Source organism: Streptococcus infantis, from assembly GCF_021497965.1.
In the GTDB taxonomy this organism is placed as follows: domain Bacteria; phylum Bacillota; class Bacilli; order Lactobacillales; family Streptococcaceae; genus Streptococcus; species Streptococcus infantis_B.
Map to the genome: position 1 here is coordinate 1,675,037 of NZ_CP046525.1, position 26,586 is coordinate 1,701,622.

General features: G+C 37.2%; 21 protein-coding genes. 3 read left to right on the forward strand and 18 right to left on the reverse strand.

Translation table 11 applies throughout. The features are described from left to right. Window positions 1-8: 8 nt before the first annotated feature. From GOM46_RS08170 to yfmF, 15 genes are all read right to left on the reverse strand, one after another. The gene (locus tag GOM46_RS08170; protein ID WP_235083570.1) at window positions 9-3,734 is read right to left on the reverse strand and encodes a phosphoribosylformylglycinamidine synthase; all 3,726 of its coding nucleotides are present in this window, start codon (window positions 3,732-3,734) and stop codon (window positions 9-11) included. 63 nt (window positions 3,735-3,797) lie between these two features. Then, window positions 3,798-4,505, reverse strand: coding sequence for a phosphoribosylaminoimidazolesuccinocarboxamide synthase (purC, locus tag GOM46_RS08175; protein ID WP_235083571.1), 708 nt, complete (start codon window positions 4,503-4,505; stop codon window positions 3,798-3,800). A gap of 449 nt (window positions 4,506-4,954) precedes the next feature. Next, on the reverse strand, window positions 4,955-5,995 hold the full coding sequence (gene tsf / locus GOM46_RS08180) for a translation elongation factor Ts (protein ID WP_006150917.1): 1,041 nt from the start codon (window positions 5,993-5,995) through the stop codon (window positions 4,955-4,957). A 79-nt stretch (window positions 5,996-6,074) separates the two neighbouring features. After that, the gene (gene rpsB / locus GOM46_RS08185) at window positions 6,075-6,854 is read right to left on the reverse strand and encodes a 30S ribosomal protein S2 (RefSeq protein ID WP_006150920.1); all 780 of its coding nucleotides are present in this window, start codon (window positions 6,852-6,854) and stop codon (window positions 6,075-6,077) included. A gap of 270 nt (window positions 6,855-7,124) precedes the next feature. Further along, the gene (locus GOM46_RS08190; RefSeq protein WP_235083572.1) at window positions 7,125-8,336 is read right to left on the reverse strand and encodes an aminoacyltransferase; all 1,212 of its coding nucleotides are present in this window, start codon (window positions 8,334-8,336) and stop codon (window positions 7,125-7,127) included. Window positions 8,337-8,551: 215 nt separating this feature from the next. After that, on the reverse strand, window positions 8,552-9,769 hold the full coding sequence (pcsB, locus tag GOM46_RS08195; RefSeq protein WP_235083573.1) for a peptidoglycan hydrolase PcsB: 1,218 nt from the start codon (window positions 9,767-9,769) through the stop codon (window positions 8,552-8,554). A gap of 92 nt (window positions 9,770-9,861) precedes the next feature. Beyond that, window positions 9,862-10,356: a rod shape-determining protein MreD gene (gene mreD / locus GOM46_RS08200; protein ID WP_025170039.1), complete on the reverse strand. Its 495-nt coding sequence runs from the start codon at window positions 10,354-10,356 to the stop codon at window positions 9,862-9,864. Continuing rightward, window positions 10,353-11,174 (reverse strand): rod shape-determining protein MreC, encoded by an 822-nt coding sequence (gene mreC, locus GOM46_RS08205; protein WP_235083574.1) that lies wholly within the window; start codon window positions 11,172-11,174, stop codon window positions 10,353-10,355. Before mreC ends, mreD begins: the two co-directional genes overlap by 4 nt. Before the next feature lie 31 nt (window positions 11,175-11,205). Continuing rightward, window positions 11,206-12,000 carry an energy-coupling factor transporter transmembrane component T family protein gene (locus GOM46_RS08210; protein ID WP_235083575.1) on the reverse strand — a complete coding sequence of 265 codons (795 nt, stop codon included), beginning with the start codon at window positions 11,998-12,000 and terminating at the stop codon, window positions 11,206-11,208. Beyond that, window positions 11,993-12,832, reverse strand: a complete 840-nt coding sequence (locus GOM46_RS08215) for an energy-coupling factor transporter ATPase (RefSeq protein ID WP_235083576.1) — start codon at window positions 12,830-12,832, stop codon at window positions 11,993-11,995. Before GOM46_RS08215 ends, GOM46_RS08210 begins: the two co-directional genes overlap by 8 nt. Beyond that, the gene (locus GOM46_RS08220; protein WP_235083577.1) at window positions 12,817-13,644 is read right to left on the reverse strand and encodes an energy-coupling factor ABC transporter ATP-binding protein; all 828 of its coding nucleotides are present in this window, start codon (window positions 13,642-13,644) and stop codon (window positions 12,817-12,819) included. The genes GOM46_RS08215 and GOM46_RS08220 overlap by 16 nt, the downstream gene beginning before the upstream one ends. 2 nt (window positions 13,645-13,646) lie before the next feature. Continuing rightward, window positions 13,647-14,186 (reverse strand): CDP-diacylglycerol--glycerol-3-phosphate 3-phosphatidyltransferase, encoded by a 540-nt coding sequence (pgsA, locus tag GOM46_RS08225; protein ID WP_006150908.1) that lies wholly within the window; start codon window positions 14,184-14,186, stop codon window positions 13,647-13,649. A gap of 11 nt (window positions 14,187-14,197) precedes the next feature. Further along, entirely contained in the window at window positions 14,198-15,025 is an 828-nt protein-coding gene (gene rodZ / locus GOM46_RS08230) for a cytoskeleton protein RodZ (RefSeq protein ID WP_235083578.1), read from the reverse strand. A 40-nt stretch (window positions 15,026-15,065) separates the two neighbouring features. Continuing rightward, window positions 15,066-16,346 (reverse strand): EF-P 5-aminopentanol modification-associated protein YfmH, encoded by a 1,281-nt coding sequence (yfmH, locus tag GOM46_RS08235; RefSeq protein ID WP_006150900.1) that lies wholly within the window; start codon window positions 16,344-16,346, stop codon window positions 15,066-15,068. Continuing rightward, the gene (gene yfmF / locus GOM46_RS08240) at window positions 16,343-17,593 is read right to left on the reverse strand and encodes an EF-P 5-aminopentanol modification-associated protein YfmF (RefSeq protein WP_235083579.1); all 1,251 of its coding nucleotides are present in this window, start codon (window positions 17,591-17,593) and stop codon (window positions 16,343-16,345) included. The genes yfmH and yfmF overlap by 4 nt, the downstream gene beginning before the upstream one ends. 159 nt (window positions 17,594-17,752) lie before the next feature. Here yfmF and yaaA point away from each other — a divergent pair, with 159 nt between their 5' ends. Beyond that, window positions 17,753-18,121 (forward strand): S4 domain-containing protein YaaA, encoded by a 369-nt coding sequence (yaaA, locus tag GOM46_RS08245; protein ID WP_235083580.1) that lies wholly within the window; start codon window positions 17,753-17,755, stop codon window positions 18,119-18,121. Window positions 18,122-18,123: 2 nt separating this feature from the next. Continuing rightward, complete coding sequence (recF, locus tag GOM46_RS08250; RefSeq protein WP_235083581.1) at window positions 18,124-19,215, forward strand: DNA replication/repair protein RecF; 1,092 nt, start codon at window positions 18,124-18,126, stop codon at window positions 19,213-19,215. 55 nt (window positions 19,216-19,270) lie between these two features. On the opposite strand, the gene guaB is transcribed toward recF, so the two are convergent. Both guaB and trpS read right to left on the reverse strand, forming a co-directional pair. After that, entirely contained in the window at window positions 19,271-20,749 is a 1,479-nt protein-coding gene (gene guaB / locus GOM46_RS08255; protein ID WP_016466527.1) for an IMP dehydrogenase, read from the reverse strand. 162 nt (window positions 20,750-20,911) lie between these two features. Beyond that, window positions 20,912-21,937, reverse strand: coding sequence for a tryptophan--tRNA ligase (gene trpS / locus GOM46_RS08260; RefSeq protein ID WP_235083582.1), 1,026 nt, complete (start codon window positions 21,935-21,937; stop codon window positions 20,912-20,914). A 205-nt stretch (window positions 21,938-22,142) separates the two neighbouring features. On the opposite strand from trpS, the gene GOM46_RS08265 reads away from it, so the two are divergent. Next, the gene (locus tag GOM46_RS08265; protein ID WP_235083583.1) at window positions 22,143-23,765 is read left to right on the forward strand and encodes an ATP-binding cassette domain-containing protein; all 1,623 of its coding nucleotides are present in this window, start codon (window positions 22,143-22,145) and stop codon (window positions 23,763-23,765) included. 89 nt (window positions 23,766-23,854) lie between these two features. On the opposite strand, the gene GOM46_RS08270 is transcribed toward GOM46_RS08265, so the two are convergent. Further along, a complete protein-coding gene (locus GOM46_RS08270) occupies window positions 23,855-26,497 on the reverse strand; it encodes a YhgE/Pip domain-containing protein (RefSeq protein ID WP_235083584.1) in 2,643 nt (880 codons plus the stop codon). Window positions 26,498-26,586 lie beyond the last annotated feature (89 nt).

Sequence of the window (26,586 nt, forward strand, 5' to 3'; positions counted from 1 at the left end):
TATACCTTTTATTTTCCAGTAAAGTATTTCACAGCTGATGCAAAGAGATGCTGGTCTTTATTTCCTGGAATATTTTGGAAGAGACCGTCTTCGAAACGTTCTGAGTGACCCATCTTACCAATAATTTGACCGTTCTTACTTGTGATACCTTCGATCGCATTAACAGAACCATTTGGATTGTATTTAGAATCCATGCTTGGTTTACCATCAAAGTCAACGTATTGGGTAAAGATTTGACCATTGTCACGAAGCTCTGCAAATTCCTCAGCTGTCACGACAAATTTACCTTCACCGTGTGATACTGGGATAGCATGGATGTCACCAACTTCTACTCCCGCAAGCCATGGTGAGTTCGTGTTGGCAATACGTGTTTCCACCATCTTAGCCACGTGTTGGTTAGCATCATTGTAAAAGAGGGTTGGACTCGTGCTACTTGCATCTTCAAAGTTACCATATGGAAGAAGACCAGATTTAACAAGGGCTTGGAATCCGTTACAGATACCGATAATCAAACCACCACCTTCGATGAAGCTATCGATAGCTGCACGTACTTTTTCATTGAGCAAGATGTTAACGATAAATTTAGCTGATCCATCTGGTTCATCCGCTGCTGAGAAACCACCTGCAAAGAAGATAATGTTAGCTTTTTCGATATTGTCAACCATAGTGTCAACAGACTTGACAATAGCTTCTTCATTAAGTGTTACAAATGGTACCAAGTTGACTTTGGCACCTTCTTTTTCAAAGGCCTTAGCTGAATCGTACTCAGAGTTAGTACCTGGGAATACTGGGATGTAAACCACAGGTTTCTCAACTGTTTCTTTAGCTTTGATCACAGCATCTGATGCCACAGCAGGTACTTCTTCCAACTCAGTTGCTTGTGCAAATTCCGTTGGGTAAACCTCTTCCAATTTACCTTGGAAGGCACTGTCAAGTTTGTGTCCATCAAGCGTTACACCATTGACAGTAAGTGTAAAGTCAGCTGCTGTTTGTCCAATCTTGGCAATACCTGCAATTTCTTCAGGCGATGTAAAGACGAATCCACCCAATTGAGCTGTCAAGGCAGTCTCAAGATTTTCAAGGGTTACAGTGGCACCAATATGGTTACCAAATGTTGCAAGGGCAAGAGCTTCAACCACACCACCATATTTGACAGCCGATGTCGCTGTCACTTTGTGGGTTGCTTGGATAGCTTCAAACTTAGCAAAGTTAGACTTGATAAGATCGAAGTCAATTTCTTGTGCCAAAGCTTGACCAGGAATGTAATAAATATTTTCACCCGTAGCTTTGAATTCTGGAGAAAGAACCTTACGGCTATCTGCAGTTGTGACACCAAAAGCAACCAAGGTTGGTGGTACTGTCAATTCTTCAAAGGTACCAGACATAGAGTCTTTCCCACCGATAGATGGCAAACCAAGTTGAATCTGAGCTTCGATTGATCCAAGGAGAGCTGCTACTGGTTGACCAAAACGCTCTGCTTGTTTATCCATACGCTCGAAGTATTCTTGATAAGAGAAACGAGCCTTAGACCAGTTTGCACCAGCAGCAACCAAACGGGCTGTTGCTTCAATCACCGCATAGGCAGCACCATGATATGGAGACCATTCTGCCACATAAGGGTTGAATCCTTGCGCCATGACAGAAGCAGTTGTTGTCACGCCATGTTGGACTGGCAATTTCTGTACAGAAGCTTCCGTTGGTGTGATTTGGTAGCGACCACCGAGTGGGTGATTAACTGTTGAACGACCAACTGAGCTATCAAAGATGGTTTGTAAACCTTTTTGACTGGCATGGTTAAGGTCAGCCAAGACTTCAAGAGTATCAGCTTCAAGGGTTTCAGCAGATGTTTGACGTTCTTCTGGAAGCTTGACATCCTTGTCAACCACCTTAGCATCTACAACCACACGTACACCGTTTGTATCAAGGAAACGACGTTCCAAATCAACGATTGTTTCACCATTCCAGTGCATGACAAGATTTGGTTTTTCAGTCACTGTCGCAACGACAACAGCATCAATATTTTCTTTATTACATGCTGCAATGAAGGTATCTACATTTTCTGGACGAACCACTACAGCCATACGTTCCTGAGATTCAGAGATGGCAATTTCTGTACCGTTCAAACCTTGGTATTTCAATGGCACTTTGTCTAGATCAATTTCAAGACCATCTGCCAATTCACCAATAGCCACACATACACCACCAGCACCAAAGTCATTTGATTTCTTGATAAGACGTGTCACATCCCCATTACGGAAAAGACGTTGAATCTTACGTTCTTCGATGGCATTCCCTTTTTGAACTTCAGCACCAGCTGTTTCAACAGATTCAACCGTTTGAACTTTAGAAGAACCTGTCGCACCACCGACACCGTCACGTCCAGTCTTACCACCAAGCAAGATAATCACATCACCTGCTTCAGGTTTTTCACGGACAACATTTTCTTTAGGAGCCGCACCGACAACTGCACCTAGCTCCATACGCTTAGCAACGAAACCTGGGTGGAAGTATTCACGAACATAAGTTGTTGCCAAACCAATTTGGTTACCGTATGAAGAATAACCGTGTGCCGCTGTTTTAGAAATCACTTGTTGTGGCAATTTACCAGCACGAGTTTCAGCAATTGGTGTTGTAATATCACCAGCACCTGAGATACGCATAGCTTGGTAAACGTATGAACGACCTGACAATGGGTCACGAATGGCACCACCGATACAAGTAGCCGCTCCACCAAATGGTTCGATTTCAGTTGGGTGGTTGTGGGTTTCGTTCTTGAACATGAGAAGCCATGGTTCTTTCACACCATTGACATCCACTTCAATTTCAACTGAGCAAGCATTGATTTCATCAGACACTTCCATGTCATCCAAACGACCATTGGCACGCTCATAACGGCCAAAGATAGTCGCCATATCCATCAAGGTTTGAGGTTTTTCTGTACGTTCCAACTCATCACGCATGGCAATATACTTGTCGTAAGTCACTTGCAATTGTTTTTCAAATTTAGAAGCTGAGAAATCGATGGTTTTCAACTCAGTCTCGAATGTAGTATGACGGCAGTGGTCAGACCAGTAAGTATCCAAAACCTTAAGCTCAGTCTCAGTTGGCACACGTCCAATAGATTTGAAGTAATCTTGAATGAAGAGAAGGTCATCCACTTCCATTGCCAATCCTTGATCAGCTTTATACTGTGCAAAATCTTCTGCCGTATAAGTTTCAAAGAAATCCAAGCTTGGAATGGTCTTGTCAGACTCAGAGAAATCCTGTTTAGCAATACCAAGAGTGATATCTTTGAAACGAGAATCCACTGGGTTCAAAAGGTAGTTTTTGACAGCCGCCAACTCATTCGCATCAATATCCTTGTTAACCAAGTACAATTGTGCTGTGTTCACTGTTACATCATTTGAACTCCCAAGCAACAGCAAAGCTTCTTGCGAAGATGCTGCACGTTGGTCAAATTGTCCAGGCAAACTTTCGATAGCAAAGAAAGCATACTTCTCAAGATCGGCCTTAACCGCAGCCTCGTCCAAAACAGTATCAGTCACTTGCTCAGAGAAGATATGTTTTTCCGCACGCGCAAACAAGTCCTCTGCCAAACCAAAAACATCGTAAACCTGAACAATACGAAGATCCTTCAACGTTTTCAACTGAAGATTATGCTGCAATTCTTTTACTAAAGAGTCAGATTTTACACGAAAATCAGCTTTTTTCTCAACGAAAATACGTTTATCCATTTTATTTCCTTTATTTCTATTCAAATAGGTTATCGAAGACGAAGGTTTTCCGTTTCAATCAAGTTACTTCAAGCCCTGCAATTTCTCCAACACAACCTGATATACATCCGTTAAACTGCCCAAATCTCTACGGAAAACATCCTTATCCATATGGTGCCCTTCAGCATCCCAGAGGCGGCAGTTATCTGGTGAGAATTCATCTGCCAAGATAATCTTGCCATCCTTATCAAAACCAAATTCCAATTTGAAGTCAATCAAACGAAGACCAATTTGTGCAAACCAATCTTTCAACAATTCATTGATGCGACGTGTTTCTTCCTTGATATAGGAAATTTGCTCATCATTGGCAATATCCAAGAACTTGACATGCTCATCATTGATAAATGGGTCATCCAAATCATCGTTCTTGTAGTAAAATTCAACGATTGGAATTTTCAAGTCCAAACCTTCTTCAACGCCAAAACGTTTAGAGAAAGAACCCGCAGTCACATTACGAAGAACCACCTCCAAAGGAATAATTTTTACTTTCTTGTTGAGTTGTTCTGTGTCAGAAATACGTTCGATAAAGTGAGTAGCTACACCAGCAGCATTCAATTTTTCAAAAATAAGAGACGAAATCTGATTATTCAGCACACCTTTACCTTTAATAGTCTCTTTGCGAGCTCCATTCAGCATGGTGGCCTGGTCCTTGTAGACCGACTTAATCACATTTTCGTCTTCTGTAGTATAGATATCTTTAGCTTTTCCCGTATAAATAAGTTTACTGGACATTTTCTTGTTCGCCTTTCGTATTACTTTACATCATTCTAACATAACAAATACTAAAAATCAAATATTTCACGAACTATATTTGATACCATATTTGAAAAAGTACAGAAAAATCGCAAACGATTTTTCATTTGCGATTTTCTAATATTGATTTGAGTTAAAATGAGAACTTTATTCTTGTTTCAAAAAAACAAAATATGTATTCAAAATCACAACGTGGATATCAAGAAAATATTTTAACCTATTTTTCAATCCACTGCTTAATTCTTATAATTTCTTTTCGGTAGCGTATGTCAATCTCACCATTACTCACTATTAAAATCTAAATTGAAACAAATTACTACTAATCAATTTATCTTAATCAATTAAGGAAAAAATAAAAATTGCACTCTAAACGTTAGATATAAAAATCTAATACTTAGAGTGCAATTCATTTACTTTGTTTTTAATTTTTAGTTATTCAAAGCTGCTGCCATTGTAGCTGCAACTTCTGCTTCAAAGTCATTTGCAGCTTTTTCGATACCTTCACCAACTTCAAAGCGAGCAAACTCAACTACTGTAGCGTTAACTGATTCAAGGTATGCTTCAACTGTCTTGCTGTCATCCATGATGTAAACTTGTGCAAGAAGTGTGTAAGCTTGGTCAACTTTAGTGTTGTCAAGCATGAAACGATCCATTTTACCAGGAATGATTTTATCCCAGATTTTTTCTGGTTTACCTTCTGCAGCCAATTCAGCTTTAATATCTTCTTCAGCTTGAGCGATGACTTCATCAGTCAATTGAGCTTTAGAACCATATTTAAGGTGTGGAAGAGCTGGTTTACCAACCATTGCACGGCTTTCGTTATCTTGATCGATAACGTGGTTCAATTGTGCTAACTCATCTTTAACAAATTGCTCATCCAATTCTTTGTATGAAAGAACTGTTGGTTTCATTGCAGCGATGTGCATTGAGATTTGTTTAGCAAGCGCTTCGTCTCCACCTTCGATTACAGAGATAACACCGATACGTCCACCATTGTGTTGGTATGCTCCGAAGTGTTGTGCATCTGTTTTTTCAAGCAAAGCAAAACGACGGAATGAGATTTTTTCACCGATTGTAGCTGTTGCAGATACATATGCAGCTTCAAGAGTTTCTCCTGAAGGCATTGTCAAAGCAAGTGCTTCTTCGTTGTTAGCTGGTTTACCTTCAGCGATTACTTTAGCTGTAGCATTTACCAACTCAACGAATTGAGCGTTTTTCGCAACGAAGTCAGTTTCAGCATTTACTTCAACTACTGCTGCAACGTTACCGTTAACAAATACACCAGTCAAACCTTCTGCAGCAACACGGTCTGCTTTTTTAGCTGCCTTAGCCATACCTTTTTCGCGGAGCAATTCGATCGCTTTTTCGATATCACCTTCAACTTCAACCAATGCTTTCTTAGCGTCCATAACACCAGCACCAGATTTTTCACGCAACTCTTTTACAAGTTTAGCTGTAATTTCTGCCATTTTGATTCTCCTATATTTTTTTAAAAATAGGAGAGCTGGGCTAAGCCCCGCCCTCCTAGGTAATAATTACTTATTTGAATTAAGCGTTGTCGCCTTCTACAACTTCAACGATTTCTTCGATTGAGTCTGCTTGAGCTTCTGAAGCTGCAAATTCAGCTTCAACTGCCGCTGCGTCTTCACCTTGACGACCTTCGATAACAGCGTCAGCCATTTTCGCAGTGATCAATTTAACAGCGCGGATAGCGTCATCGTTCGCTGGGATGATAACATCGATATCATCTGGGTCAGTGTTTGTGTCGACCATCGCTACAACTGGGATACCCAATTTCTTAGCTTCTTTAACAGCGATTTGTTCTTTATGTGGATCAACTACGTACATTACGTCTGGGATACGAGGCATGTCTTCGATACCACCCAAGAATTTTTCAAGACGTGCACGTTGTTTGTTAAGAAGTGCAACTTCTTTCTTAGGAAGAACGTCAAAGATTCCTTCTTCTTCCATGCGTTTGATTTCTTTCAAACGAGCGATACGTTTTTGGATTGTTCCCCAGTTAGTAAGAGTTCCACCCAACCAACGGTGGTTGATGTAGTATTGACCTGAACGTTCTGCTTCTTCTTTAACAGCGTCAGCAGCTTGTTTCTTAGTACCAACGAACAATACAACTGCATCGTTAGCTGCAGCATCACGCATAAAGTCGTATGCTTGGTCAGCGTATTTTACAGTTTGTTGCAAGTCGATAACGTGGATTCCGTTACGCTCAGTGAAGATGTACTTAGCCATCTTAGGGTTCCAGCGACGAGTTTGGTGACCAAAGTGTACACCAGCCTCAAGAAGTTGTTTCATTGAAATTACTGCCATGAGTATTTCTCCTTTTTTGTTTTTTCCTCTTCTTGATTTCAACTTGCAAAACAACCAAAAGGCAACAGTTTCACAATTCATCAAGAATGAGTATTATCGTTCACACGACAAGTTTCATTTTATCATAATTGGAGCTTTATTTCAAGTAATTTTGTTATTTTCTCCTTATTAAATTACTATTTAAAAGCTCTAAATTTAAAACATCTCAACATATACTGCTGAGATGTTCTAATAGCTAATTTTTTAAAATTTAATGTAGGGGTGTTTATGCTATCTACTTCGAAGTTTCTTACGAATCTTATAAGCTAGATTAAACAAGAAATATAATGAACTAGTTGGATAGTTAAACTCACCAGCAAACTCCTCAATAGTGGGATTAAACTTAGATTTAAAATTAAATAACCCGCCTTCTAAGTTGTTTTCAATTCCACCCATATTATGAGTCTCTGCCCCACGTTCAAATGAATGTTGAGCTGTCTCAAACCATGTAGGAATAGCAGGTTGATAATGTCTAAATTCCTCATTCATTCCAGCATATAAGTTTTCAGAAGTTTCCCCAAATTCGATGGTTAAAGTTCCAGACAATGGAACGACACTGTACCCTCTATCAATATGGCTCTTAAGAAAAGAAATTTCTTCCTCTAATCGTTTTCTCTCTTGCTGATTCTCTTTTATTTTGCCTTCTTTCGTTTTATCAGTAAATTTCTGCGCTATTTTAAGATTCTTTTCGAGTTGCTGCTCAACTTCTTTCAGTCTATTAGGTAAATCTAAGTAGCTCAGTGTGATAAAAGAGTGATTAGGATAAGTAGTCAGTAACTTTTGATAATAATCTTTGCCTCGTAAACTGATATTCTTACGAGACTCTGTTTTCTTCATTAAAAATGAAAATTCATCTAATAAATCAATTCCACCGAATTTCACTTCCAATCCTTTATTCCTTGCAGTTCGGATTGCCTGTCTAGTGGACTTGGATAGTTGATCCAACGAGAAGTTCTCTTTATGAATATTAGCTTGAAAACGTGGTTGTATATTTTCTGCCATATCCTTTGTTAAGCCTGTCCAATAAACTTTATTTTTTTTCAGTTCTTCAATAATTTCTAAAGTCCTGGAATTTTGGACAGTTTCTTGCCCAATAAGGCCTCTACTGATAAATAAACTTGGATCAAATTTAACCATTATTGCATGGCTTTTTTTAGCAAGTTTTTTCAATGTTAAAAGCACAAATTTCAGAAGTTCTTTATCTTTATAATCAATAACTGGACCTCGTGGAATATAGAACATAGAAAGTCCTAATGGTAGCGGCTGAATTAAGATATTCGCTACTCCAACTAGTTGATCCTCTTTATAAAAGCCAACTCTCTCATTCCCCCAAGTATCCTTTATCTTGGACCAATCACTACTCTGCAATAAATTTCCTTGAGGATGATTTTGTAAAAACAAATCCCACTCTTTGACATCAACATTCGTTTTATAAGTAAACATAATTCCAGTACCAATTCCCTTTAGAAACCTTTTTATTAACGTGCTACACTCGTACTAAATCTCTAAATTTCATCTAACTTTAACTAAATAATTATAAAGAATAGAATAGAATACAAAATAAGTTCAAGTAATTATATAATGAAATTTATTTTTCAGCACTATACAAAGGGTGAGATTAATAAAACCTCACCCTAAATTTAGTAATAATCAGTATATTAGTTTGGATAAATGTATCTTACTGTACCACGTGATGCTGTAGGATTAAACCATCCACGATAATTTCCGATTGGTTGAGTTCCGCTACCATCATAGTTACATTCTGAAACTTGAATACGCGTTGTTGATTCAACAGCTGTAACAACCGCTACGTGTCCATAGCCACCATCATCCCAACAAGCAATCGCACCAACTTGTGGTGTAGAACCTGTACGGAAACCTGCTGCTGCTGCACTAGTAGCCCACTGACCACCATTACCCCAATAATCACCAGCCCATGGAGCCAAGGTCTTAGCACCCCATGTACATTGACCTGTAGGGTAACTTGAAGCATTTGAACTATAAGTTGGTCGTTGACTTACAGTAGTTACTGCAGGTGTGTAGCTTGAATCATCATCTGATGATGAAGCTGATGAAGAACTTGAAGTTGCTTGTACTTGTGCAGCAAAAGTTGTGTTGGCTGAAGCTGCGAGTGATTGTTGTTGACTTGCTTGTTTAGCTTTATAAGCTGCTTCTGCCTCTGCTGCTGCTTTAGCTTCTGCCTCTGCTGCTGCTTTTTTCTCAAGCAAGCTAGCTTTTTCGTTTTCTGCTGTAGCTTTTTCAGCTGCAAGATTCAACTCAGCTACTTTCAATTCTGCTTGTTTTGTTGTCAAAGCTTGAGCATCGTCAGCAAGCGTTTGTTGATTCGCAATGACTGTGTTGATTGCTTCGTTGTTTGCAACTTGTTTTTCAGAGATAGCTTTCTTATCTTCTTTTTGTTGCTGCAACATTTTATTGTTTGCTGATACGATTTCACTCATGGCTGCTACACGAGAAATAGCTTCTGTGATCGAGTCAGAGTTAATGATCGTATTGATGTAACTTGTAGCAGTTCCGTTTGTTTGTGCACTACGAGCTTGGTTTTCAAGCGATTCATTACGTGCTACGATATTTTTTGAAAGCTCTGCGATTTCACCTTCAAGTTTTTTAGATTCTTCTTGAAGTTTTTCGTTTTCAGATTGTAATTTTTCTTGCTCTGATTGAATAGCTGAAACTTTAGTTTGAATTTCGTCTACTTGTTTTTGAGCTTCTTTCTGTTGAGTTGTCAACTCACTAATTTTGCTATCTTGAGCAGCAATTTTTTCATCTGTTGTATTGGCTTTAACACTTGAAAGTACAGCTCCATTTGAAAGCAATACTGTACTTAACATAAGTGATGCTAGAATTTTTTTCTTCATAAGTGTAATACTCCTTCTTTAAAAAGACAATACTAGTATATCAAAAAAAGGCCTAATAAATATTACGCCTTTATTACAGTTTTGTTTCTTTCTTATAGATATATTTTTTCAAAAATATATTGAAAAACCAACATCCATAAACAGTTCAATATCATAGTAGGTACAAGACTATAAACCATAAAAACGGATAGATTTTCAGCAGTTAGCCCGACCACCTCTGCCAACATAAAGCTTCCAAACTCAAAAATGAAAGTCATCATTAAGACAGCTAGCAATCTGGTCCATCTATTTAACAAAATGACAGAGTTACTTTTATAGACAATTGCTCCAATAATCACAAAAAGAAGACTTGCAATTCCAATCAGATGGAAGAAGTAAACATCGTATAATAGACCTAGAACCAAACAATAAGCTAAAAACAGATACTCTGATACTTCAATTGTTTCAAATAATAAGAAGATAAAGATAAAATGGCTAACAATTTGTAAATGTGGGAAAAAGCTATTTACAAGCTGCCCTAAATGGCTATCTATTAAGACAATCAAGGGTAAGAGTAAGAACATTCCTATCTGCTTAACAAGTCTCATGACGCATTCCCCACTAACTCTACAACCTTAAGATTCATTGGATCAGCGTGTAGCTTAACCATAACTTCTCTTGTTAGATAGTCAGTACTATGTGTCACTGATACGACTTCTCCTACAGAAATATCTGTAGCATTAAAGTTTCCCAAACCTCCAGTCACCACTTTGTCGCCTTGGCTAATGTCGCTATTGCTATTGAGCTGGCTGATTTTCAAAAGTTCTTTTTCCTTATCATAACCGATAATAATACCATAAATGCTACTAGAACCGTGCTGGATTTTAACGGAAATCTTCTCTGTATTCTCAGCGTTTGTCAATAAATTGACCACAGTTGAGTTGTCTTCTACTTTTTCAACACTTCCAACCAATCCTCCACCAGCAACAACAAGCATGTTTGTTGTTGCTCCTTGTTGAGAACCAACGTTAACTGTTAATTCTTGTTTCCAGGTTGATGGAGTTCTCATGATGACATCCGCAGCAATTAACTTGGTCGCATTTAATTTGGACTTCATATCTAATAACTTACGTAATTGCTCATTTTCTTCCTTCAGACTGTCTGCTTCATTCGTTTCTTTTTCCATTTGATAGAGTTCTTTTTTAAGAGTTTCATTCTCATTATAAGCTCTCGTCAAATTTCCTAAATCAGACTTTGTAGATTCTAACCATTGGAATGGCTTTTGAACAACTCTATCTATCAGAGAAATGCCATCTCCAACTTTTGTTACAACCGCACTTGATTTCGTCATCACTAAAAAAACTGAAACCACTAATACAACGACAAATAGAACAATGATATATTTTGATTTTTTAAAACGGTTCATACCTCTACCCTATCTCATTCTATACTTCACTCTAGGATTTTAACAAAAATAGAATACCGCCCAAGACACAAATAAGTAATAGAGCTACACTATCTTTATTCATCCATTTCAACTGTCGATACTGACTACGTCCATTTCCGCCTTGATACCCTCTAGCTTCCATAGCTGTAGCAAGAGAATCCGCTCTTTTCAAACTGGTAGCGAACAAAGGTATCAAAATAGGTATCATAGCCTTGACTTTTTGGATTACATTCCCTTCTCCAAAATCAACACCACGCGCCTTTTGAGCATTCATAATGCGAATCGTATCATCCATCAAGGTTGGTACAAATCGCAAACTCATAGACAACATAAGCCCAATTTCATGAACAGGAACCTTGAATCTTTTTAAAGGTCCAAGCAAGGATTCAACTGCTGTTGCCAAACTTAGTGGCATGGTCGTCAAAGTAAGCAAGGTTGAGAAAAAGATAATCAAAACAAAGCGACAAAAAATAATCCCAGCCTGTTCAATTCCATGACTTGTGATTTTTATAAACCCTACCTCGAACAAGACATCTCCACCTGAGATAAAGAACAGTTGAAAAAGGGTTGTAAAAGCAATTAGAAAAAACATAGATCGCAAACCTTTTATGAAAAAGGATAAGGGAACTTCTGATAAAGCTACAAATATAGCTGTTGCAACGAAAAGGATCAAATTTGTTATTGGATTATTGGCCCAAAAAACAATCAGAATTAATAAAATCATTGCCACTAACTTACTACGAGGATCAAGACGATGAACAATCGAATTTCCTGGTATGTAACGACCTAAAATCATATTATCCATTGATGAACTCCTTAAACTCCTCTATCGTTATCGGCAATTGTTTAAAAGAAACTCCTCTGTTAGCAAGCCTTTGAGCAAATCTTGTAATTTTTGGAACACCCAATTGGATTCTTTCCATAAATTCGACATTTTGAAAGACAAGACTTGGTTTCCCACTCTTAACTAATTTCCCTTTTTCCATTACGTAAACTTGGTCAGCAAATTCTGCTACATCATCCATAAGGTGAGTCACCAAAACAATCGTGATACCATCTTGATGAAGCTTTTTAAACAAGGTCATCAACTCTTTTCGGCCAATTGGATCCAAGCCCGCGGTTGGCTCATCTAACACCAAAATCTTAGGTTCCATTGCTAAAATCCCAGCAATAGCAACCCTTCTCATTTGTCCTCCTGAAAGTTCAAATGGACTACGTTCAAAAAGTGACTCGTCAATTCCCACTAAAGCTAGTTTTTCACGCGCGATAGCTTCTGCCTCTTCTACAGAAACTCCAAAATTTTGAGGTCCAAATGCCACATCTTTTAAGACTGTTTCCTCAAAAATTTGATTTTCAGCAAACTGAAAAACCAAGCCTACTTGTTTGCGAATTTGACGAATTTGCTTATTGACTGATGTTGATGTAATCAATGTATCAAAGACACGAACACTTCCCTCTGTAGGAACTAGCAAACCATTCAAAAGTTGAAGGATTGTAGACTTTCCGCTTCCTGTATGCCCAATAATCGCAGTATAAGAGCCATCCTCTATTGTCAAACTGACATCAGACAAGGCAACTGAGGCAAACGGCGTTCCTTCTTGATACGTATAACTAACATTGTCTAGAATAATTCCCATAAAGCCTCCTCAAGTTCCTCTTCTGTAAGATAGAACTCTGGCAAATTCAAACCACTAGTACGTAATGATTCTTTCAATTGGTTGACAAAGGGTTGATCTAAGCCAATTTGATCTAAATCTGACCTAGAAAATAATTCTCTAGGAGTGCTTGTTGACTCGACTTTCCCTTTTTTCATTACTAAAACACGGTCACTCATAGCAACCTCATCTAAATCATGCGTAATAGAGATAACTGTCATCTGGTGGTCTTGGCGAATCTTCTGGACTATCTTAATCAACTCTAGTCGCCCTTCTGGATCCAACATACTTGTAGCCTCATCCAAGATTAAAATATCTGGTCGCAGAGCTACAACTCCTGCAATTGCCACTCTCTGTTTCTGACCTCCAGACAAGCGAGCTGGTTCTTTTTTTGTAAATTCCGCCATCCCAACTAATGACAGAGCTTCAGAGACTCGTTTCTTCATCTCTTCAAGTGGAATCCCTTGGTTTTCTAGGCCAAAAGCTACGTCATCTTCAACAGTTGCTCCTACGAACTGATTATCGGGATTTTGAAACACCATACCAATCTTACGTCTTTTCTCCCAGACATTCTCTGGTGTTAGGCAATCACCATCTATCCAAATTTCTCCAGATTCAGCCTCGAGTAAGCCATCAATCAAGCGAACTGTAGTTGATTTCCCACTCCCGTTGTGACCAACGATTGACAACCATTCTCCACGTTTCACGTGAAACGAAATGTTATGAACATCATAATGTTCTTGATCTGCCTGGTATCGAAATGACAGATCCTTAATTTCAATAATCGATTCCATATCTAGCGAAAGGTTCCTTTAAATAAATATGCGCTTCCCTTGAAGTAATCATAACCAGAATAAACTGTGAAGAACAAGGCAATATAAAGAGTTATCTGACCGAGCAAATTCCAATGGAATAACAAGAAGATAATCGCGAACATCTGACTAAATGTCTTGATTTTTCCTGGCATTGCTGCAGCTAAAACAGTACCTCCGGTTTCAACTAAAAGCAAGCGCAAACCAGTAACTGCAAGTTCACGACAAATGATAACAGCCACCACCCAAGCAGGAGCCATATCGAGGCCAACTAGCATAATAAACGCTGACATAACCAATAGCTTATCCGCCATTGGATCAGCAAATTTCCCAAAATTGCTAACTACTTGCCACTTTCTAGCTAAATAACCGTCTAAATAGTCAGTGATACTTGCAATGGCAAAAATAATTGCTGCTATTTTATGTAACACAGGAGATGGGCCAAATGATAGAAGGAGAACAAAAATCGGAATAAATAAAATTCTACCAAGCGTAAGTATGTTAGGAATATTTTCTTTTTTCATATTATCCTTCCTTAGTTTGAACTCACTGTTAGTCTAATCCAACCAGTTTGACCAGTTAATTTTGCAGTGTCAATTTCTTGATTATCAATTTTAATTTTAACGCCTTTTACAACGCCTAATGTGATTGTTACCGGAGAGCCTTTAGAAATTGTTGTTTTAGCTGTTTTGTTATTTGGCTCGAGAGTAGTTCCTCCAGCTAGATCCGTATCTGATACACTTATCCAACTTGTTGCATCCGTCACAGATAATTGAAGTTCAGCAGTATCTTTAGAAGTTTTATACTCTACTGATATCACATCTCCCTGACCTGAAACAGTCACAGTTGATGCTTCACTCGAACTTGATGGACTAGTGGTTTGGTTGCTAGTTGTTGTTTCACTAGTTGTTGCATTTGTAGTAGTAGTTACAACATTATAGTTAGCTGAAGTTGTTTCTGTTGGTTGTGTTTGAATATAATTCCAAACATAATAGGTTACGAATACTAAAATTGATAAGGAGAATAAGACGAAGTAAAAAAGTGGAAGCAGGGAACGTTTCTTTCGATTAGAACGTCTACGACCTGATAGTTCTATCTCATCAACATCAACTTCTTCATAGGTAATCATACTACCTGAATCATAAGCATCTAGAACTATACTTTCATCCAATTCAACTGCCCAAGCATACTTTCTCAAAAAAGAGCGAACATAAAAGGGACTAGGTAATTTATCAAAATCATCTGACTCTAAAGCTTCTAGCATATCCAGCTGAATATCTGTCTTGCGCTGCAACTCCTCTAAACTCAACCCCTGGTTTACTCTTGCTAAACGTAGAACTTCACCGATTGTTTTTTTCCTCATACTTATCATTCCTTCTTTCTAGTCTCATTTTTTTCAATTATTATAGCGGAAAAATCGTAAACTCAACCATTTCACTATTATCAATAAAATGATGACCTACCTCAAGAACATCTTCTAAGGTCATTTCCTGTATAATCTTTGGCAAATCAAACAAGGTTGATTCATCAACGTGCGACTGATATTGAGTCGCAATAAATTCTAAAGAATTCAGATTATGGATAAACTCTCCATAAATTTCACTTTTTATTAAATCAAGATGCTCCTCTGACACATCCGGATCAGTTACAAAATTTTTTATTGCCTTTCGAAATTGGTGTGAAATGGCAACAGGTTCTTTTGTATCCATTGTCAGCATCAAAAAATTAAAACGATGATTGATTTCAACCTCCATAGATAATGAAGAATCTAGTTTCCCAGTTTCATACAAACTTTGAAATCTTTTTGAGGTCCATCCAAACATCATCGAAAACAAGGCCTTCAACAAAACACCGTATCGATAGCAGTCTTTACTCTCCATCTCAGCATTTGTTCGAACTCCAATAGCTAATTTAGGAGAAGCCACATCCATACGAATACTCTCAACCTTCTTTACAGGGTGTAAAGCGATTGTTTCTCGTGGATTTTGAACTATACAAACTCCAACATCCTTTTGCAAGAAATAATTCTGTATCAACTCTAAATCAAAATTTCCAACGAGAAAAATATGGCTATTGACAGGTGTGTAAAATTCATCAAAATTATCTCGTAAATCCTCTAAACGAATATCTTCTATCGAATTTTCAGTACCAACAATATCCGAAGCTAAAGGACTTTCTGGATAAAGATTTGCAAGAGTTTTAAAGAACAAGCAAGAATCAGGATCATCCTGATACATTTCGCGCTCTTGTTGAATGATATCCTTTTCTCGTTCAACAGATTCTTCAGTAACGTTAAAGCAAGTAACAAGCTCGTCAAGCAAGTCTAAACACTCAGCGACATTGTCAGAGGTTGAAAAAAGATAACTTGTATTTGTAAAGCTTGTAAAGGCGTTACTATCTGCACCTAATTTGGTAAATGCAGCCATGATATCTTCAGAATTTTCTCTTTCAAAAAGTTTATGTTCTAAAAAATGAGCAATCCCACTAGGGTATTCTTCCTTTTTACCATTTCTAGCTGTAAACTTTGTATCAACCGAACCAACTTGGACAGTGGCTACCCCGTAAACTTCGTTAAAGTCATTTTTCGGAAGTAAAGTAACTGTCAAGCCGTTTTCTAATTTTGCTTGATAAAGAGTTTCCTTTACAGCAGGATAAAATTTCTCTTGAAAAGTAACTCTAGTCATTCTGCTCCTTCCATAAAATAAATAGCCTGCAATTTCAAACTAGATGCCGCCCTACAGATTTCATCCCTGTCAACTTGCTCTAGTTGCTCTATCAAAGTTTCTTGGTCTAAAACTGATTTACCAAAAAAGATGCTCAAGTATTCTCTATCTATAATCGAATCTTGATTATCCTGACTCAACAACATCGTCCTACGAATCATTTCCTTAGTTTGAGTAACTTCAGCATCTGTAAATCTACCATTTTTGATTGCTAACAATTGATCATTCATCAATTTTCTTGCCTTGTTGCGATTTTGACGATTTATTCCAGCAAATAATCTTAAAAATCCACTAAAGAGATCTAAGTGACTAGAAACAGTGTAGGCCAGTCCTTCTTTTTCCCTAACTTGAGTAAACAATTTAGAGTGTGGGAAAGCTCCAAGCAAACCATTCACGAGAAGCAAGGCCATCTTTTGAACATCTCCATAACCAATTGTACTATGATAACCCATTTCTAGAATAGACTGACCTAGGTTTTTCCTGGCAATTCCTTCTCTAAGAACATTTGAATAACCTTGCTGATATTGAATATTTACAGTTTCTTTACGACCTGTCAAGTTAAATTTCTTCAAGTTTTCTAAGACTTCAATTTCATTAAAATCACCTAAAAAGAATAAATCAATCCTATCTTCTTTCAGCATTTTTTGAAAACTTGAATAGCAAGATTTAGAAGTCTCTTCGGAAATTCTGGCAATTAAATCTTTAGGAACTAACTGCATTGATTCTTCTTGAAAAAACAACTGATCCAATTCTTTATGAGCAAAGAAGAAAGGATCCTCTAATTCTGATTCTAGTCTCGCCAACAATTGTTTTTCTTCAATTTCAAAGGCATTGGTCTCAAATTCATCTTCATTTGACAATGGATTAAATATGACTTGATACAATAATTCTAAAACCTGAGCAGTTAATACGTTTTTCTTACTTAAAAATTCATCTCGAACATAAGTCAAACTCACGTCTACTAAGTGACTTTGGCCCCTTCTATAAGCATGAGTTGACAAATCTGCTCCATACAATGCTGCCAGATGTTTTCTAAGAACCTGGGCAGTTGGATAGCCTTTATTAGCAGTTTCAAGCATACTGGCACTTAGCATGCGACCAGAGATTAAATCCAGAGATAATGGAGCTGTGAAACGCATGGTTATTTTATTTGTCTTAAACTTTTTAGATTGGATAAAATGCACTGCAATTCCTGGGAATAGCTCCATCTTTTACCTCCTTTTACATAGAGTTCTATTATACCATGAAAATGAAAATTTTTCTTGTTCTCTTTGACTTTTTTGAAATTAAAATCGTTTTCACTCAACGGGTTTCTTCTCCACTATTTTAAGCAAAATATGGTATAATACCAAAGATTGAGGTGAACTATGGAATACAAATTATTTGAAGAATTTATTACTCTCCAAGCTCTTTTGAAAGATCTTGGAATCATCCAAAGTGGAGGTGCTATTAAATCTTTTTTAGCGGACCATCTTGTATATTTTAATGGAGAATTAGAAAATCGTCGAGGCAAAAAAATTAGAGTCGGAGATTCTATTGAAATCCCTGATTTAAAAACTCAAATTATTCTAGTTCAACCAAATCCTGAAGAACTTGAGGAATTTAAACAAGATAAAATCGAGAAAGAGCGTGTAGCTAAACTTGTTAAAGAAATGAATAAAAAGGTTCAAAAAAAACCAGACAAAAAGAACCAGCCACCAAAAGTAAAAAGTGCACCACGTTTCCCAGGTAGGTAAATATGTGGCTGAAAAACTTATGCATTAAACAATTTCGTAACTATCGTAATACAGAAATTGATTTTAACCCAAAATTAAACGTATTTGTTGGCCGGAATGCTCAAGGAAAAACAAATCTTCTTGAAAGTATTTATTTTTTAGCTCTAACAAGAAGTCACAGAACAAAGACCGACAAAAATTTAATTCAATTTGAAGAAGAGCAACTACAAGTCTCTGGAATCTTGCAGAAAAAAACGGCAACTATACCACTTGAAATAGACCTCACACAAAAAGGTCGAATTACAAAAGTAAACCATTTAAAGCAAGCTCGTCTTTCTGATTATATCGGACATATGAACGTTGTCTTATTTGCTCCAGAAGATTTACAACTTGTCAAAGGTGCTCCGGCCATTCGTCGTAAATTCATTGACATGGAGTTAGGCCAAATCAAACCAATTTACTTGTCAGACCTGTCAAGTTATAACCACATCCTTAAACAGAGAAATAGCTATCTAAAATCTACACAAAATATTGATGACACTTTTTTATCTGTCCTTGATGACCAACTTGTAGAGTACGGATGTCGTGTAATGATTCATAGGGATGACTTCATACAAAAAATGGAATTCTTTGGCAAGAAAAAACATTTTGACATCTCAGATCAGTTAGAAGAACTGTCAATCCACTATCAACCTTCTGTAAACTTCGTTGACAAAGAACTTTTAGCTGATTCTTTCCGTATAGCACTTCAAAAAAGTAGATCCAGAGATTTATTTAAGAAGAATACGGGAGTTGGCCCTCATCGGGATGATATGACTTTCTTAATCAATGGAATAGACGCAAGTTTTGGTAGTCAAGGACAGCATCGTAGTCTAGTTCTTTCTATAAAACTTGCTGAAATCGAATTGATGGAGAGCATTACTAAAGAATCTCCAATTCTTTTACTTGATGATGTTATGAGTGAGCTTGACAATACCCGTCAACTTAAATTGTTAGAAACGATTTCTCATAACATCCAAACCTTTATTACAACTACTAGTTTAGACCATCTTCAAAACTTACCTGATACTCTCAGTGTATTTACAGTAAACAACGGTCAAATAGTTGTAAATTGAAGTTTACAGTTTTGTCAAAACAAAAAAATCTCCTGTTTGACAGGAGATTTTTTGTTTACATTGAGTAATTTGGTGCTTCATTAGTGATTTGCACATCATGTGGATGGCTTTCTTTTAGACCAGCACCAGACATTTCGATAAATTGAGCATTGTCATGCAATTCTTTAAGGTTAGCTGCACCACAATAACCCATACCAGAACGAATACCACCAATCATTTGGAAGACGATATCAGCTGCTGCTCCTTTATAAGCAACACGTCCTTCAATTCCTTCTGGAACGAGTTTGTTTGCTTCATTAACAGAACCTTGGAAGTAACGGTCGCTTGAACCTTTCTTCATTGCGGCGATTGAACCCATACCACGATAAGTCTTGAACTTACGTCCTTGGAAGATTTCAGTTTCCCCTGGAGCTTCATCTGTTCCTGCAAACATTGATCCAAGCATTACTGCATTTCCACCAGCAGCAAGAGCCTTAACAATATCTCCAGAATACTTGATTCCACCATCAGCAATGATTGTTTTGCCATATTCACGCGCCACTGCTGCAGCATCGTAAATAGCTGTAACTTGAGGAACTCCAACACCTGCGATTACTCGAGTTGTACAGATTGAACCTGGTCCAATACCAACTTTAACAACGTCAACACCCGCATCATAAAGGGCACGTGCACCTTCAGCCGTCGCAATATTCCCAGCAATCAGTGTACGATCTGGGAAGTGAGCACGAATCTCAGCGATTTTGCGAAGAACACCTGCTGAGTGACCGTGAGCAGTATCGATAACAATGGCATCCGCACCTGCTTCAAAAAGTGCTTCTGCACGTTCAAATGTATCTGAGGTAACCCCTACAGCACCCGCAACAAGGAGACGACCAAATTCATCTTTAGCTGCGTTTGGAAACTCAATTACTTTTTCAATATCTTTAATAGTAATCAAACCAGAAAGACGACCATCTTCGTCAACCAAAGGAAGTTTTTCAATACGGTGTTCTTGAAGAATACTTTCAGCTGTTTCAAGATCTGTTCCAACAGGAGCAGTAACGAGGTTTTCGCTGGTCATATGATTTGAGATTGGTTGATTGTAATCTGAAATAAAACGAAGGTCTCGGTTTGTTAAAATACCAACCAATTTACGATTTTCAAGTGTTTCAACTACTGGAACACCACTGATACGGTAACGACCCATGAGTTCATCTGCTTCAGCAATGGTATGTTCTGGAGTCAAGAAGAATGGATCAATGATAACACCATTTTCAGAACGTTTTACCTTACGAACTTCATCTGCCTGTTGCTCAATAGACATATTTTTATGGATAACTCCAAGTCCACCTGCACGCGCAATAGCAATGGCCATTTGGCTTTCTGTTACAGTATCCATCGCAGCGGTAATAATTGGGATATTTAAAGTCAAATTATCTGCCAATTTTGTAGTTAAATCCGCATCATTAGGCAACACATGACTCTCTGCCGGAATAAGCAATACATCATCAAAGGTAAAACCTTTTTTCAAAAATTTAGTGTCCCAATTAGACATTGAAGTTCCCTCTTTTCTTTCTTTTTGAGCTTAACGCTTTTTGTATTGTATCTATCATACCATTCTATGAAAATTTGTCAATTAAATTTATAAGAGAACATATAAAAAAACTATCCCTCTTATTTTAAAGAAGAAATAGTTTTATAGTTCATATTTTATCTATTAATGAAAGTAATTAAGACCCATTGCAGCTTTTACTTCTGATAAGGTCTGACCAGCAACTTCACGAGCTTTTTCACTACCTTTTTGAAGCATATTATAAACCTCACCCATGTCTTTGGCATATTCAAGGCGTCGTTCGCGAATAGGAGCAAGCTCTCTTTCCAAAATTTCAAGTAGATAACGCTTAGTCTTAACGTCCCCAAGACCCCCACGTTGGTAGTGTTCTTTCATTTCAGCAATCTCTTGAGTATCCTCAGGTCGACCAAATACGTCCAAGTAATGGAAAACCATATTTCCTTCAATCTTACCTGGATCCTCAACACGAATATGGTCTGGATCTGTATACATACTCATTACTTTTTTACGCAAAGTATCCGCATCATCAGCTAGGTAAATTCCATTATTAAGTGATTTCGACATTTTGGCATTACCATCAAGTCCTGGTAAACGTCCTGCACCTTCATGCTCAGGGTAAATTCCTTCTGGTTCTACTAAAACATCACAGTTATAGGCATGATTGAAAGAACGTACAATTTCACGTGTTTGTTCAATCATCGGTTTTTGATCATTCCCTACTGGAACTAAGTTTGCTTTAAAGGCTGTAATATCCGCTGCTTGTGAAATAGGATACACCAAGAATCCAGTTGGAATGCTTTCTCCAAAACCTTTCTGTGAAATTTCTGTTTTTACAGTTGGATTTCGTTCCAAACGAGCTAATGAAACTAGGTTCATGTAATACATAGATAGCTCTGCCAATTCTGGAATCTGACTTTGAATAAAAATTGTTGATTTATTAGGATCTAATCCCACTGCAAGATAGTCCAAGGCAACATTCCCAATTGATTCTACAATTGTTTGAGGATCTTTTGCATGGTCAGTTAAGGCTTGCTGATCAGCTAAAAAAACAAACATGTCATATTTATTTTCTTCTTGTAGTAAGACACGATTTTTCAAGCTACCAACGTAGTGCCCAATATGTAATTTCCCCGTTGGACGATCTCCTGTTAAAATAATGGGTTTACTCATAATATTCTCCTTTGATATGGTCCTTTCAATTATAGCATTTTTTTGATAAAAAGACAGATAATTTTTTCAATCAAACAATAGTTTTCTAGCCATATATCCGTAAAGAAACTGTCAACTTACTTTACAAAAAATTGACAAATAAAAATTTGAATATTTACTAATTTTCTAGTAGAATTAAAGTATTACATATAATAGGAGAAAAACATTGCTAACAGTATCTGATGTTTCACTACGTTTTAGTGATCGCAAACTTTTTGATGATGTCAACATTAAATTTACAGAAGGAAACACCTATGGTTTGATTGGTGCTAATGGTGCCGGAAAATCAACCTTTTTGAAAATTTTAGCTGGTGATATTGAACCAACAACTGGTCATGTCTCTCTAGGACCAGACGAACGTCTTTCAGTTCTTCGTCAAAATCACTTTGACTATGAGGACGAACGTGTTATTGATGTTGTCATCATGGGAAATGAAAAACTTTACAACATCATGAAAGAAAAAGACGCCATTTATATGAAGGAAGATTTTTCAGATGAAGATGGCGTTCGTGCTGCTGAACTTGAAGGAGAATTTGCTGAACTAGGTGGTTGGGAAGCTGAGAGTGAAGCTTCACAACTTTTACAAAATTTGAATATCCCAGAAGAACTTCATTATCAAAATATGAGTGAACTTTCAAATGGTGACAAAGTGAAAGTACTCCTTGCTAAAGCTCTATTTGGTAAACCGGATGTCCTTCTTTTGGATGAGCCTACCAACGGTCTTGATATTCAATCTATTACCTGGTTAGAAGATTTCTTGATTGATTTTGATAACACAGTTATTGTCGTATCTCATGACCGTCACTTTTTGAACAAAGTATGTACTCACATGGCCGACCTTGACTTTGGAAAAATCAAACTCTACGTTGGTAACTACGACTTCTGGAAGGAATCCTCTGAACTTGCAGCTAAATTACAAGCTGACCGTAATGCAAAAGCAGAAGAAAAGATCAAACAACTTCAAGAATTCGTTGCTCGATTCTCTGCCAATGCTTCTAAATCAAGACAAGCGACTTCACGTAAGAAAATGCTTGATAAGATTGAATTAGAGGAAATTGTACCTTCTAGTCGTAAATACCCATTTATCAACTTTAAAGCAGAACGAGAAATCGGTAATGATCTCTTAACAGTAGAAAACTTATCTGTCAAGATTGACGGTGAAACTATTCTTGACAACATCAGCTTCATCTTGCGTCCAGGTGATAAGACAGCTCTTATTGGGCAAAACGACATCCAAACAACTGCCTTGATTCGTGCGATTATGGGTGATATCGACTATGAAGGAACTGTCAAGTGGGGAGTTACAACTAGTCGCTCTTACTTACCAAAAGACAATTCTGCTGATTTTGCAGGTGGCGAGTCGATTCTTGACTGGCTCCGTCAATTTGCAAGTAAAGAAGAAGATGACAATACCTTCCTTCGTGGATTCCTCGGACGTATGCTCTTTTCTGGAGACGAGGTTAACAAGCCTGTAAACGTCTTGTCAGGGGGAGAAAAGGTGCGCGTGATGCTCTCAAAACTCATGCTTTTGAAATCTAATGTCCTTGTACTCGATGATCCTACAAATCACTTAGATTTGGAATCTATCTCAAGTCTGAATGATGGATTGAAAAACTTCAAAGAATCTATCATCTTTGCCAGTCACGACCATGAGTTTATTCAAACTTTGGCTAACCATATCATTGTCTTATCTAAAAACGGCGTCATCGACCGTATCGATGAAACCTACGATGAATTCCTTGCAAATGAAGAAGTTCAAGCAAAAGTCAAAGAACTTTGGAAAGATTAAGTATAACTTTAAAAAAACTCAGTTGGTTTAACCAACTGAGTTTTTTATTAATTACTTGTAAATTATTCATTGTTTCACGTGAAACTTTTTTAATCTTCATCCATTTTTTTAGGTTGATAAGCAAGCATACCTAATCCTATAAATAGAACTAAAGTTACGAGAAGGAAAATTATCTGACTATGAATATTCCCTGTCATAGAAATTGTTTGTCTCAATCCTGAAACTGAATAACTCATTGGCAACCAAGGATTAACAGCTCTAAAGAAATCATTTGTCAAAGCAAGTGGATAAGTTCCTGCACTTGATGCTAATTGCAATAATAGCAAAATAAGTGAGAAGAAAGCACCTAATCGACTATTCCATGTTGTTAATGCCGTCACCATAGACATAAATGTTAAACTTGCGATAATAATTAAGAATAAAGTTCTCATTTCATGATTTGCAGTTAAACCAATAAGATGAACGCCACCATAGACTAAGACAGCGGCTAAAACAGCTATAACTCCATTTATCTCAAAGCGAGATTTGAACCAAGCCCAGCGAGTTTCAGGATGACGACCTGAAGGTAATTTAGCAAAAATCATATTTGTTGATAATGCAGCAACAAAAAGTGCAACTGATATCATGTAAGGAGCCATTGCAATCCCATTTACAGGAACCTGATCATTATCTGTCTTTGAAAGACTTAAGGGTTCCGCTAATGTTTCTGCATTTTTTGACTCTGTTGATGCTGATTTGAGTTGATCACTAGCATTACCTAGTCCTTGTCCTAAAGAAGCAACTCCTGCCTGTAAATCTTCCAATCCAGAAGTTAACTTTGTTCCACCTTCTGCAAGTTTCCCAGATCCATCTGCCAATTTATTAGCTCCATTCTCTAATTGAGAAGCACCTGAAAGTAACTGACTGGATTTGTCTGCTAATTGACCAGATCCTGATTGTAATTTATCAACTCCTGCCATTAATTCTTGACTCTTTTGATTCAATTGGTTAGAGCCAGTTGATAATTTTTCAATACCAGATACTAATTCTGGAGTTTTTTCAACTAATTGACCAACTCCCGCTGTCAAGCTAGAAGATTTTTGTGTCAAGGTAGTTGAGCCTGAAACTAGTTGATCCAAACTACCTGTCAAGGTGGAATTTTTTTCACTTAGTTGACTTGCGCCCTGAGAAATTTTATCAACACCTGCAGTATATGAATTTACACCTGATGCAATCGACTGACTAGCAGGAACTAATTTACTCGTCACTGCTCCCTGCATTTCTGTTAATCCACTTGACAATCCTGTCAAAGAAGTAGAAGCAAGCGGTAATACTTGATTGGCTTGATTTTGTAATGTCGAAAGATTTGAAGATTGATTTTGTAAGTTTTCTAAACTTCCCTGTAAACCTTGTACTAAAGCTATAATTGACTGAGCCGATTGAATACTATCAGTCGAATTTTGAGATACAGAAGCGCTTATCTCAGCTTGTTGTTCACTTGTCAATGATTGATAAGCTGCTGTCGATTGAATATTGGCTAATGTAGTTGCTTTTTCAGACTGAGCACTTGCTAGCATTTGATTAGAAAGAGAAACTATACTTGATAAAACAGAAGATAATTGTTTTGTATCTCCAACATCAATATTTTGAATGGCTTGATTTAACTGATTTAGACCAGAAGATAATTGATTAATTTGATCTTTTTGCTCAGACGAAGTATCTAACTTGCTAGAAAGTTGTTGAATTCCTTCACTTAATTGCTCCACACCCATTCGAAGTGTAGCTGATTGACTAGATAACTGATTTGCACCTGTTGCAAGATTTCCCACTCCATTTGTATAGGCACTAACACCAGATGAAAATTGATTAAGACCAGTATTTAGCTGAGAAACACCGCCAGTATAGGCCTCTACACCAGTATATAATTGATTGATTCCTCCTACTAATTCAGGACTTTTAGAAGCTAATTGACCTAATCCGCTATCTAATTTACTTACTGCACCAGTATATGTAACTAAACCACTATTAAAAGTCCCTAAGCCAAGATGAAGTTGTTCAACACCAGAAACATAAGAGGATAATCCTTTAGTAAACTGCTCCGTTCCATTTGAAAATGTTAAACTTGAATCTGCTAAAGAGTGTAGGTTAGTAGTCAATGTCTGACTTCCTACAGCTAACTGACTGGCCCCGTTAGCCAATTGTTCACTTCCATCGGCTGCCTTGGTTAAACCAGATTTTAAATCACCCATCTTTTGAAATAAAGCTTTCGTGTAAGTCTCAGTTACACTGGCAGAAACATTTTGTTTTAACTGTGTCATAGCAGAATCACTCATCTTACTTGCAATGAAGCTATGCCCACTAGAAGTTTGATAGTCAATGTTCATTTGTTCTGGGTGATCTGTTAAAATAGAAGCAGCCTTTTCAGACAAATCACTTGGCAAAGTCACTACCATATAGTAATCGCCATTCTCTAGTCCTTTTTTTCCTTCTTCCTCATTTACAAAATGAAAATCCAAGGATTTATTATTTTCTAAATTAGACACCATGTCTTTTCCGATAGCCATTGTATTTCCATTGTAAGTCGCTTCCTTATCATTATTTACAACCGCTACAGGCAACTCTGATAATTGACCATATGGGTCCCACATGGATGATAAAAATATGATATTGTATAAAGCTGGAATAAGAGAAATCCCTATCATTACAATGATAAAGGTTGGTTTTTTAAAAATTGCTTTCCATTCTTTAAACATATTGTCTCCTTTTTTTACACATATTGTCTAAAATTTTGATATAATAGATTATACATTAAAAAATCCAAATTACAAGGTAAAAACTCATT